Annotated in this window: 10 protein-coding genes and 1 pseudogene; 8 read left to right on the forward strand and 3 right to left on the reverse strand. The window is 40.5% G+C overall.

Annotated features, from left to right (window positions below):
• Positions 1-64: 64 nt before the first annotated feature.
• The gene (gene rsfS / locus KZP23_RS12220; RefSeq protein ID WP_226332004.1) at positions 65-412 is read right to left on the reverse strand and encodes a ribosome silencing factor; all 348 of its coding nucleotides are present in this window, start codon (positions 410-412) and stop codon (positions 65-67) included.
• An 88-nt stretch (positions 413-500) separates the two neighbouring features.
• On the opposite strand from rsfS, the gene KZP23_RS12225 reads away from it, so the two are divergent.
• From KZP23_RS12225 to KZP23_RS12235, 3 genes are all read left to right on the forward strand, one after another.
• Positions 501-1,259: a biotin--[acetyl-CoA-carboxylase] ligase gene (locus KZP23_RS12225; RefSeq protein ID WP_226332005.1), complete on the forward strand. Its 759-nt coding sequence runs from the start codon at positions 501-503 to the stop codon at positions 1,257-1,259.
• A gap of 72 nt (positions 1,260-1,331) precedes the next feature.
• Entirely contained in the window at positions 1,332-2,648 is a 1,317-nt protein-coding gene (gene ahcY, locus KZP23_RS12230; RefSeq protein ID WP_226332006.1) for an adenosylhomocysteinase, read from the forward strand.
• 139 nt (positions 2,649-2,787) lie between these two features.
• Complete coding sequence (locus KZP23_RS12235) at positions 2,788-3,660, forward strand: SDR family oxidoreductase (RefSeq protein WP_226332007.1); 873 nt, start codon at positions 2,788-2,790, stop codon at positions 3,658-3,660.
• 1 nt (position 3,661) lies between these two features.
• Here the strand turns inward: KZP23_RS12235 and KZP23_RS12240 are convergent, their stop codons facing one another.
• Both KZP23_RS12240 and KZP23_RS23140 read right to left on the reverse strand, forming a co-directional pair.
• On the reverse strand, positions 3,662-4,183 hold the full coding sequence (locus KZP23_RS12240) for a hypothetical protein (protein ID WP_226332008.1): 522 nt from the start codon (positions 4,181-4,183) through the stop codon (positions 3,662-3,664).
• Positions 4,184-4,272: 89 nt separating this feature from the next.
• The gene (locus tag KZP23_RS23140) at positions 4,273-4,461 is read right to left on the reverse strand and encodes a CPXCG motif-containing cysteine-rich protein (RefSeq protein WP_226332009.1); all 189 of its coding nucleotides are present in this window, start codon (positions 4,459-4,461) and stop codon (positions 4,273-4,275) included.
• Between KZP23_RS23140 and KZP23_RS12250 the strand changes: the two genes are divergently transcribed.
• From KZP23_RS12250 to KZP23_RS12270, 5 genes and pseudogenes are all read left to right on the forward strand, one after another.
• Positions 4,412-4,930, forward strand: a complete 519-nt coding sequence (locus tag KZP23_RS12250) for an HYC_CC_PP family protein (RefSeq protein WP_226336576.1) — start codon at positions 4,412-4,414, stop codon at positions 4,928-4,930. The genes KZP23_RS23140 and KZP23_RS12250 overlap by 50 nt on opposite strands.
• A 106-nt stretch (positions 4,931-5,036) precedes the next feature.
• Positions 5,037-8,817: pseudogene (locus KZP23_RS12255) on the forward strand (efflux RND transporter permease subunit).
• 14 nt (positions 8,818-8,831) lie between these two features.
• Entirely contained in the window at positions 8,832-10,133 is a 1,302-nt protein-coding gene (locus tag KZP23_RS12260; protein WP_226332010.1) for a TolC family protein, read from the forward strand.
• Between the two features lie 13 nt (positions 10,134-10,146).
• On the forward strand, positions 10,147-11,856 hold the full coding sequence (locus KZP23_RS12265; protein WP_226332011.1) for an efflux RND transporter periplasmic adaptor subunit: 1,710 nt from the start codon (positions 10,147-10,149) through the stop codon (positions 11,854-11,856).
• A gap of 42 nt (positions 11,857-11,898) precedes the next feature.
• Positions 11,899-12,444, forward strand: coding sequence for a DUF3347 domain-containing protein (locus KZP23_RS12270; protein ID WP_226332012.1), 546 nt, complete (start codon positions 11,899-11,901; stop codon positions 12,442-12,444).
• The last annotated feature ends 30 nt before the right edge of the window (positions 12,445-12,474 follow it).

Below are 12,474 nucleotides of genomic sequence, written 5' to 3' on the forward strand. Positions count from 1 at the left end.
GTTTAAATATTAATTCAATAAACTTTAGGTAAAACGGATTTAAAAAATGAAAGTTTACAAAGACTTAATTTATATGGGTGACTTTTGCATCGCCCCACAAATCTTCAAGTCCATAAAACTCTCTTTTATCTTTCAGGAAAACATGGGCTACCACATCAACATAATCTACCAAAATCCATTGTAGATTATTTTTTCCTTCACTTCTCCACGGCTTTTCTTCGTTGGATTTGAAAACTTCTTCTTCGATTGAATCAGAAATGGCTTCTACTTGAGTGTCTGATTGGCCGGAACAAATCACAAAAAAATCGGAAACAGAATTATTGATATCCCTCAAATCCATCACCACGATATCGGAAGCTTTTTTTTCTTCCATCCCTTTCACGATTAATTTACTCAGCTCTTCTGCTGTCATACTTTTGTTGTAATTTTACAATATCATAATTAACGCCACAATAAAAGGATAAATATCTTTATTGTGCGACAAAATAACTAATAAATTGATGCATAAAATCCTTGCCAATACTGTTTTTCTGGGGAAAGATATTATTTATCTGACAGAGTGTCACTCTACCAATGACATAGCCGCACAGAAAATCAAAGATGGTGCCGCCAAAGAAGGTAGTATTATTATTACTGACAAGCAAACCAAGGGAAGGGGGCAGCGGGGCAATAGGTGGTTTAGTGAGCCAGAAGTAAACCTGACTTTTTCCCTGGTTTTATCCCCCCTTTTTCTGAATGCCAGGTCTCATTTTGAGCTGAACAGGGTGGTTTCTTTAGCGGTTTTGGAAGTTTTTAGTGCGTTGGCTGATGGGATCAAAGTGAAATGGCCCAATGATATAGTACACGAAAAAGAAGGGAAGTTAGGCGGGATTTTAATAGAAAATAGTATCAGCAGAAACAATATAGAGTCCTCCATTGTGGGTATAGGCTTGAATATTAACCAACTGGATTTTCCGTTCCCCGGTCCTACATCATTGGCAAAGTTAAGTGGCCAGATTTATGATAAGTGGGAAATAATGGGGCGTATTTTGTCAGCAATAGAGAAAAGATACCTTCAGTTGAAAAAGAATGATTTGAAGCAATTACATTCAGATTATTTGAACAACCTTTATTTGAAAGATGTTTGGTCGAGATATGAGGATATAGATGGGCGATTCACTGGCAGAATAGTAGGGGTGAGCGATGAAGGAAAATTGCTCATAGAGAAAAACAATAGGGATTTAAACCATTATGTCTTCAAAGAAGTTAAATTCATCTAAGTAGCTTATTATGTAATGTCTAGGGGATTGAGTAAATTTGTGATCCGAAATTAATATCAAAACGATAAATTCATGTCAGAAACTAAATCAAAATACGTCAAGTATAAAGTAAAAGACATCTCTTTGGCTGAATGGGGCCGAAAAGAAATTAAATTGGCTGAGGCCGAAATGCCAGGATTGATGGCTTTAAGAGCTGAGTATGGCGCATCAAAGCCCCTAAAAGGAGCTAGAATTGCAGGTTGTCTTCACATGACCATTCAAACAGCCGTTTTGATTGAAACCTTGGTTGAATTAGGTGCTGAGGTGACTTGGTCTTCTTGTAATATATTCTCCACCCAAGACCATGCCGCTGCCGCTATTGCCGCTGCAGGAATATCTGTTTATGCATGGAAAGGCCTTTCTGAAGAAGAATTTGACTGGTGTATAGCGCAAACATTGTTCTTTGGTGAAGAGCAAAAGCCATTGAATATGATTCTTGATGATGGTGGTGACTTGACCAATATGGTATTGGATAAATACCCTGAATTGGTGGCTGACATCAAGGGATTATCAGAAGAAACTACCACAGGTGTTCACAGGCTTTATGAAAGAATGAAGAATGGAACGCTTCCGATGCCTGCTATCAACGTAAATGACTCTGTAACCAAGTCTAAGTTTGACAATAAATATGGTTGTAAAGAATCTTTGGTAGATGCCATCAGAAGAGCTACCGATGTGATGTTGGCTGGTAAAGTAGCTGTAGTAGGTGGATATGGTGATGTTGGAAAAGGATCTGCGGCTTCTCTTCGAGGTGCTGGAGCCAGAGTGATCGTTACTGAAATTGATCCTATCTGTGCGCTTCAGGCTTCAATGGATGGCTTTGAAGTGAAGAAAATGATCGATGCTGCTGCTGAAGCTGATATCGTAGTTACTGCTACAGGTAACAAAGACATCATCACCGGTGAGCATTTTAAAGTGATGAAGGACAAAACCATCGTTTGTAATATCGGTCACTTTGACAATGAAATCGATGTGGCATGGTTAAATACCAATTATGGTCATACCAAGGATGAAATCAAGCCTCAGGTAGATCTTTATAATGTTGATGGGAATGATATCATCCTTCTAGCAGAAGGTAGATTGGTGAACCTAGGCTGCGCTACTGGACACCCTTCATTTGTGATGTCAAATTCCTTTACCAACCAAACCTTGGCTCAGTTGGAGTTATGGACCAATACAGACCATTATGAAAATAAAGTATATGTATTGCCTAAGCACTTGGATGAAAAAGTTGCTGAGCTTCACTTGAGTAAATTAGGTGTGGAATTGGAAACATTGACTGAAGAGCAAGCTAAATATATCGGTGTAGAAGTGGCTGGTCCATTTAAGCCTGATTATTATAGATACTAATCTTGGGATTGGGACAAATATTAAAAAGCCGCTGATTAGCGGCTTTTTTTGTACCCATGTTTTCTTGATGAATTTCTGAATTTCAGATAACAAAGGTTTTTTTAGGTATATTGGATAAATCCTTAAAATCAAAATAACCATGAAATACACGCAGGGAATGCTTAGGCAAGATGCTTTAAAAGGTAAAACCATTTTGATTACTGGAGGAGGGACGGGGCTTGGGAGATCCATGGCGGAATATTTTTTGGAGCTGGGGGCAAATCTGGTGATCAGTAGTAGAAGATTGGAAGTCCTAAAGGATACTGCACAGCAACTTCAGCAAAATAAAGAAGGGAAAGTATTGCCATTAGCCTGTGATGTGCGGGATGCGGAGCAGGTAGAGATGATGTTTGAACAGGCAGTAGCTGAGTTTGGGGCAGTGGATGCGGTAGTCAATAATGCAGCAGGAAATTTTATCAGTCCAACAGAAAAGTTGTCATCCAATGCTTTTCATACGATAATTGATATTGTTTTAAAGGGTAGCGTCAATATGACCATGACAGCAGGGAAACAATGGATAACAACGAATCAGCCAGGCGTATTTTTAAATATTGTTACCACCTATGCATGGACGGGTTCTGCCTATGTGGTTCCCAGTGCTACAGCAAAAGCAGGGGTATTGGCGATGACCAGGTCTCTAGCGGTGGAATGGGCAAAATATAATATCCGCTCCAATGCAATTGCTCAGGGACCATTTCCTACTGAAGGGGCTTGGAGTCGGCTTTTGCCAGCTGATTTGGCCAATAAGTTTGACCCTGCAAAAAAGATACCCTTAAAAAGAGTTGGAGAGCATCAAGAGCTGGCCAATTTAGCTGCTTACCTCGTTTCAGATTTTTCAGCATATGTCAATGGCGAGGTGATCACCATTGACGGAGGAGAATGGTTAAAGGGAGCTGGGGAATTTAACCATTTAGAGCAAGTTCCTGATGAATTATGGGAACAGCTGTCAGATATGCGCAAGAAAAAAGGATGAGCTATTCTGATTTGAGCCCGATAAATTCGTGTGACTCATCAAATTTTAAGCCTAAGGTATAATTCCATGTGGGCAGATAGTTATGAATGGTATTGGGTTCAAGACTGGAAGTTTCTATAAAGTACCATTGGTCACTGGATACCTTGGATACAGCAATGAGCGTAATGTGATTAATGATTTCACCGCCTGGGACCTTGATTTTGGTGGTTACAGGAACCAGTGCATGCGTTTCTCCCGAACAATGAGTGAACTTTTCGATTTTTCCTATCTCATAGCTTTCTACCTTCATGTTTCTAATTTTTAATAGATCAGAGGCAACTTCCAAAGCGTGGATTATGGCTTCTTTTCCTCCGGATTTTTTAAGAATTACAGGGTAGGTATAGCCGGCCAAGCTTTCAAAGTCTTCATCTAAATTTGCTTGAGCATATTTTTCTGCGGCTTGCTGAATCCCAGAAGGGGATTGTGCTATTGAAATATTAACAAACAAGCAAATAATGATTGTAGTGGTTAATGCTTTGATCATGAGTTAGATAGCTTGTGGTTTGTAAAAGTAAAACACAAAGATTATAAATGCAATATCTGTAATAATAAGTAATTTTTAGTTGATGATATTTATTGTTCAATAGGGTTTGTTGTGAAATTTGTAATTTCTCCCTTTTCTATTGTAAAACTCACTTCAATGGGCTGACAGCATACTTCACAATCCTCAATGTATTTTTGAGAACTTATACTCAAATCAAGCAATATTGAAATGCGGGAAAAGCAATGGGGGCAAATGAAAAATTGTTCTTTAGTTAGCATAGATGAGCGGGATTTGTTTAAAATCTACAAAAATTATATAACTTTAACTGATAAAGCTTTTCTATATTTGTTATCTACAACCATGCGAAAGCTGTTTCAAATATCGCTATTAATAATTTATTGCTGCTTCAATGCAGGTTTGAGTTATTCTATGCACTATTGTGGAGAGCAGTTGGAAGCCATTAATTTTTTTGCAGAGGAGAAGAATTGTTGTGCAGATGGAGAGGAAATGCCTGGATGTTGCGATGATGTGCCCAAGACAGCATTGCAGAATGCTGAGCAAAACACACTAAAAACCGTCAATTTACAATTTATTACTTCGGTATTCCTGCCTTATCCTCATTTATTGGCAGATATTATTGCGTGTATTTCTTGGAGTCAAGAAGAAGAAGCGGTAGCTTTTCCAATGGATAATGCACCGCCTAGAGATTTACCTTTATATATAGAAAACGAGATTTTTTTGATTTAGCCTTATTGGTGAGGGTGTTTTTTCCTTACCGAAATCTCAAGGTCATCCTTACGGTGGCTGTTACCACATAATTTATAAAAATATTACAAGCATTAAAATTAAGGCTATGCTTAATGCTATCATTAAATTCTTTCTAGAGAACAAACTGGTAACGGTACTTTTATTACTGTTATTAGTGGCTTGGGGCTTGGGGCTTGGTGGTTATCCCTTTTAAATGGGATACGGGTTTTTTACCCAGTGATCCAGTCCCTGTTGACGCTATCCCGGACATAGGAGAAAATCAACAGATAGTTTTCACAGAGTGGATGGGACAATCTCCGCAGGATGTGGAAGATCAAATCACCTACCCTTTGACCACTTCATTGCTTGGCTTGCCAGGAGTGAAGTCGATTAGATCCTCTTCCATGTTTGGGATTTCCAGTATCTATATCATATTTCAAGATGAAGTAGATTATTATTGGAGTAGGTCTAGGATATTGGAAAAATTAAATTCTTTACCCTCCAATTTGCTCCCTGATAATGTCCAACCAAAGTTAGGGCCTGATGCTACCGCTTTGGGACAGGTGTACTGGTACACCCTAGAGGGGAGAGATCAACAAGGTAGGCCAGCTGGTGGATGGGACTTACAGGAATTAAGATCCATACAGGATTTTTACGTGCGCTATGGGCTGGCAGGTGTGGAAGGGGTGGCAGAAGTAGCATCTGTCGGAGGGATGGAAAAGGAATATCAAGTGGACCTCGATCCAAATGCCATGAAGGCTTATGGTGTTTCAATGATGGAAGTTAGGGAGGCACTTAAGAAGACCAACCAAGATATGGGTGCAAATACCCTTGAAATCAATCAAGTGGAGTATTATGTTCGGGGACTGGGGTATGTGAAGGATATTTCAGATATAGAAGAGACAGTTGTGAAAGTGAATGATAATGTTCCGCTTAGAATCCAGGACATCGCCCGGGTCAATATTGGTCCGGCGGATCGGTCTATGAAAGGTATTTTGGACAAGGCAGGGGCAGAAGCTGTAGGAGGAGTTGTCGTGGCCAGGTACGGAGACAATCCCATGGCAGTGATAGAAAATGTCAAATCAAAAATAGAAGAACTTAGTGCGGGGCTTCCTGAGAAGGAACTGGAAGATGGCAGGCTTTCCAAAGTCACCATTGTTCCCTTTTATGATCGTTCCAACCTTATTATGGAAACTTTGGGTACGCTCAATGATGCCATTATACTACAGATACTGATGACCATCGTGGTGATTATGGTAATGGTTTATAATCTTCGGGCATCCTTGCTGATATCTGCCATTTTGCCTTTGGCGGTATTGACCTGTTTTATATTCATGAAATATGTAGGGATAGATGCGAATATAGTAGCACTTTCTGGTATTGCCATTGCTATTGGGACCATGGTGGATTTAGGGATCATTTTAAATGAAAATATCCTTAAACATATTGATGAAGCTCCCAAAGGACAAAGCCTATTAAAGACCGTTTATGAAGGGACCACGGAAGTGGCTACAGCGATCATTACGGCAGTATCCACCACCATTGTCAGTTTCTTCCCTGTTTTTACTTTGCAGGCTGCAGAAGGGAAATTGTTCGGACCATTGGCCTACACCAAAACTTTTGCGTTGGTGTCGGCATTATTATTTACCCTTTTGATCATGCCAGCATTTGCTCATTGGGTGTTTGGGATCAAAAATGGAGGGATATTTTGGAAAAAATGGGGAAATATAGGAATGATCCTGATAGGGCTTATCACTTTGTACTGGTTTACTCTACCTGCATTGGTGCTGATTGGTATAGGAGTCAATAATTACCTTTTATACGCCAAGCAAGATCAATACATTAAATTTCACACCCCTATTTTGGTGGTCATGGCAGTATTGGCAGTTTCATGGTTACTGGCAAGTACCTGGGTGCCTCTGGGTGCTTCGGTGAGTACCTTTGCCAATTTTATTTTTGTGCTCTTGAGCATAGGGTTGGTATTGGGTTTGTTTTCACTGTTTATAAGGTATTATGAAAACCTTCTTTCTTGGTGCTTGGCCAATAAACTGAAATTTCTAGTTCTTCCACTTTTGATGATGTTCTTTGGACTCAATATTTGGTTGGGCTTTTCCAGCATTTTTGGTGGAATTGCCGAGGGCTTTGATCGATTGGGATGGAATATTCGAACCACCTCTTTTTATAGCAAGATGGTCCATGCCTTTCCTGGAATGGGTGAGGAGTTTATGCCGGCATTGGATGAGGGAGCTTTTTTGCTAATGCCTACTTCCATGCCCCATTCTGGTGTAGAGGCGAACCAGAAGATTGTTCAGCAGCTTGATTTGCTGGTCAATAGTATTCCAGAAGTAGCTTCAGTAGTAGGGAAAGCAGGCCGGGCAGATACTCCTTTAGATCCGGCGCCTATGTCCATGTTCGAAAATATTATTTTATACAAACCTGAGTTTAAATCAGATGAAAATGGTCGGAAAATAAGATATGCAGTTAACGATAAGGGCGAATTTAGAAGAAATGAGCAAGGTGGGCTTATTGAGGATAAAAACGGTGAGTATTTCCGTCAGTGGAGGGAGCATATCCAATCTCCTGATGATATATGGAAAGAAATTTCATCTGTGGCCAATCTCCCAGGGGTAACATCTGCTCCCAAGCTACAGCCTATAGAAACCAGGCTTTTAATGCTCCAAACAGGAATGAGGGCGCCTATCGGTTTAAAAGTTTATGGGCCGGATTTAAAGACTATTGAGGAATTTAGTCTGGAGATAGAACAATACCTAAAAGAAGTGCCTGGAGTAAAACCAGCTTCGGTTTTTGCAGACAGGACATTAGGAAAGCCTTATTTGGAACTGGATTTGGACAGACAGGCCATTGCTAGGTATGGTTTGAATGTAGAGGATGTTCAGGAAACCATTAAAGCAGCATTGGGAGGTGTGAAATTAAGTTCTACCGTAGAGGGGCGGGAACGTTTTGATATTCGGGCCAGATATGCTAGAGAGTTTAGAAATAATCCTGATGCAATTGAGCAGCTCTTGGTAAGCACTTCTGATGGACAGCAGATTCCTATTGGAGAGATGGCCAAACTGCAATACAGACCTGGACCAAAGATGATCAAAAGTGAGGATTCATTTTTGGTAGGATACGTCTTACTGGATAAGGAACCTGGAGTGGCGGAGGTGACTGTAGTTGAAAATGCCCAGGATTATCTTAAAAATAAGATTGAAAGAGGAGAATTGAAGGTTCCTACAGGTGTGAGCTATAAATTCTCTGGTTCATACGAAAACCAAGTAAGGGCAGAAAAGAGGTTGTCCTTGGTGATCCCTATTTGTCTTATCGTGATATTTCTGATCCTGTATTTTCAGTTTCGTTCCGTGGCAGTGACCAGCTTTATCTTTTCGGCCATTGCCATGGCATTTTCAGGTGGTTTTATTATGCTATGGTTTTACGGACAAGCTTGGTTCTTGGATTTTAATGTGTTGGGAACTTCCATGCGGGAACTCTTTCAGGTTCGGGAGTTCAATTTAAGTGTGGCTGTCTGGGTAGGTTTTATAGCATTGTTCGGTATTGCTACGGATGACGGAGTGGTGATGGCCACCTATTTAAAGCAAAGTTTTGAAAAAAGGGAAACCGAATCCATAGCAGAAATCCGGACAGCAGTCATCTCAGCAGGAATAAGAAGAGTAAGACCTTGTTTGATGACCTCAGCCACCACTCTGTTGGCTTTATTGCCTGTTCTCACTTCAACGGGTAGAGGTGCTGATATTATGATTCCTATGGCTATTCCATCATTCGGGGGGATGATGGTGGCTTTGATATCCCTGTTTATAGTGCCTGTGCTTTATAGTTGGTGGGAAGAATTAAAATGGAGTAAACTCAATTTTAAAAAAGAGCAATGATGAAAGGGCTTGTAATGAAAATCACGAAATACTTGAACGCATATAGAAAACTGGGATTTTGCTTGATGATGGTTTGGCTGGTGAATACTGGTTTTGCCCAGCACCTTGAAGATTATCTGGTAGAAGCAGGGGAAAACAATCCCGGCTTACAGGCCAAGTATGCATTATACATGGCTAGTTTGGAGAAAGTGCCGCAACTGGGGCAGTTGCCTGATCCAGAATTAAGTTTTGGTTTTTTCCTTAAGGATATGGCCACTTTGATGGGAGATCAACAGATGAATGTTTCTATAAAGCAACGGTTTCCATGGTTTGGAACACTGCAGAGTCGAAGGGATGAAGCCAGTTTGTTGGCGCAGGCCAATTTCCTTGAATTTGAACGAGCCAAGTATGACCTGTATAATCAAGTAAAGCAATCGTACTATCAGCTGTATTTATGGGAGCATCACCAGATGGTGGCAGAGAAAAATCTAGAAATACTGCAGCGGATGGAAAGATTGGCGTTGAATAGGTTTAAGGGAGGAGTCCCTGGGGTGAAGGGAAAAATGACGGATGTCCTAAGAGTTCAATCGAAGACCAAGGCCATTAGTGCCCTGATCGAGGACTATAGAGATAAACAGGATTTGGAGCGTGTGGCGTTTAACCAATTGCTTAACAGGCCCACAGATCAAGAGGTGAATATTGATTATAGTGATTTGGATCAAGAATTAATATGGCAGCGAGCAATTATCATGGATAGTGTGCGCAATAGAAATCCAGATCTCAAAAAACTGGAAGTAATGGGGGATGCTTATCAAAAGAGATCTGAGGTGGCCAATAAGTCTGGTTTGCCCAGTATAGGGATTGGTGTAGATTATATGGTGAACAGCCCCAGATCCCCCAAAGGAGAAATAGGGAGTGATATGGGGTATATCCCAGGAGGAATGGGACATAATATGGTGATGCCAATGGTTTCGCTGTCCCTACCGATTTATAGAAAGAAATATAAAGCTGCTGCAAGAGAAGCGCAGAGCTTGAGAGAATTGGCTCATTATCAAAAAGAGGAAGTGGAAAATTACTTGGAATTACAAATGGAACAAGGCCTAAAAGCTATCAAGGAGGCAGAAAGAAACCTAGAATTATATAATGAGCAGGTGAGCTTACTTAAGCGAAGCTTGGATTTGATGTTGGCGGAGTACAGTTCGGGGCAAGGGAGTTTCGAAGAGCTACTGACTGTGCAGCAGGAACTTCTGGATTTCGAAATGAAAATATCTGAAGCCTCTGTAAATAAGCAGCTAGCCATTGCTCAATTGGAAAGTTTGATGGCAGAATCCCTTTAAAATCAAAGAAATCATGAAGAACAAAAACATATATATCATTGTAGTTATCAGTCTTATCGTTGGTGCTTTGATGGGATGGTGGGCCAACTCAGGAGGTGGGAAAAACCAAGAGAAGGAACACGCTCATGAGACAGGAAGTATATATACTTGCTCTATGCATCCGCAGATTAGACAGGATGAACCGGGGGATTGTCCGATTTGCGGTATGGAATTAATTCCTTTATCTGCTCTAGAGGGAAACGGAGAATCGATATCACAGCCAACAGTACTTAAAATGAGTCCAGAAGCGGTAGCGCTGGCCAATATATCTACAAGTAGGGTGAAGGCAGGTAGCGATGGTTATACCCTAGAGTTAAGCGGGAAAATTGATGCTGATGAAAGAAAGGTAGCTTCAGTTTCGGCCAACTTTTCAGGGCGTGTGGATGAACTTTATGTGGCTTTTACTGGACAAGAAGTAAAAAAAGGACAAAAGCTCGCCAGAATTTATTCTCCAGAATTAATTGCTGCCCACAGAGAGTTGATAGAGGCCAAGAAATCTCAAGATATCAGTCCAGCGTTATATGAGGCTGCAAAGCAAAAACTGAAACAGTGGGAGTTGACAGATGAACAAATCAATAAGATGGAGCATCAGGTGGATTATCAGGTACATTTTGATATTTATGCCAATACCGCTGGGGTGGTAGATAAGAGAAATGTATCTGTTGGGGATTATGTGGAAAAAGGGACGGTATTGTTTGAAATCACCAACCTAAGCAAGGTATGGGTTATTTTAGACGCTTATGAACGCAATATCAATAATATCCAACTCGGAGATCAATTGAGTTTTAGTGCTAATTCAAGACCGGATAAAGAATATAATGCAAAGGTTACTTTTATCGATCCTAATCTAAATGCCAATACTCGGAGTATTAAGGTGCGAGCAGAGGTGAATAATACCCACGGGGAATTAAAGCCGGGGATGTTTGTGACTTCAAAAATAAAGGTCACAGCTCCCCAGTCTTCCGCAGGACTTATGATCCCCAGTACCGCAGTGCTTTGGACGGGTAAAAGATCTGTGGTTTATCGGGAGGTTGGGAATGAGGACAGTCCTGCATTTGAGATGGTAGAAGTAAGTCTTGGCGCTACATCGGGAGAGATGCAATTGGTGAAAGATGGTCTAAATATTGGGGATAAAGTTGTAACCAATGGTGTCTTTGCAGTGGATGGAGCTGCCCAGTTGAGTGGGAAATACAGCATGATGAACCAAAAGGCATCCCGAAAAGTGGAGGTTTCACCAGAATTTGCTGAGAAGCTTGAAGATGCCATTGATGTATATTTTATATTGAAGAATAAGTTGGTTTTGGATAAGTCTGCCAAACAAGAAGCGCTGAGATTAAAGCAAGAGATTGAGAGAGTTGGAGAAGGTAATGTTCCGCCTGAAGTCCTTGATAGATGGACAAGTGAAAAGAAGGAAATACAGGTTGCCCTTGATCAAATCATTGCTGCCAATGAAATTGGAGCTGAAAGAGATGGGTTTATTCACCTCTCGGAAGCTTTTATTGCTGTTTTGGAAGATTTTGGGACTACACGAGATGTAATCTATAAAAGTTATTGTCCTATGGCAAAAAATGATCAAGGTGCATTTTGGTTAAGTGAAGTAGCATCCATTAAAAACCCTTACTTTGGCTCAGCGATGTTGAGCTGTGGGGAAGTAAAAGGAGAATATCGAAAATCAAATAATTAACAGAAGCATTTATTATAATAACATCATCATAAACGATTAGTCATGAAAAAGAAATCAGTATTAGGATTAAGTTTGGCCATATCCATGATATTGGCAGTGAGCTGTAGTGAGGGTAAAAAAACGGAAGATCACGGACATGAACATGCTGAAAGTATGGAGATGGATCATCATCAGCCTGCTGTGGTAAAAGCCTCATTTGATAAAGAAGGTTTGGCAGAGACTTTTGATGCCTATATTAAAGTAAAGACGGCCTTGGTGGAAGGAGATGTCAAAGCAGCCAGTAAACATGCGCAGGAGTTGTCAGCAGTCAGTGAAGGTCATTCAGATTTGGTTGCATCAGCTAAAATAATTAGTGGATCAGCTGATCTTGAGCAGCAGAGAGAGGCTTTTGAAAAGCTGTCAGCTGCTGTTGAAGGAGTGATAGTGGGGCATGTTAGTTCTGGAAAAGTGTATAAACAGTATTGTCCAATGGCTTTTAATAATAAGGGAGGGTATTGGTTGTCCGATGTAAAGGAAATTCGAAATCCTTATTTTGGTGATAAAATGCTAAAATGTGGAAGAGTAGAGAAAGAAATGGGAGCGCTATAAGCCTCCCTTTTTTTATAAATACTAAAATGA

This window comes from Echinicola marina (assembly GCF_020463795.1).
GTDB lineage: Bacteria > Bacteroidota > Bacteroidia > Cytophagales > Cyclobacteriaceae > Echinicola > Echinicola marina.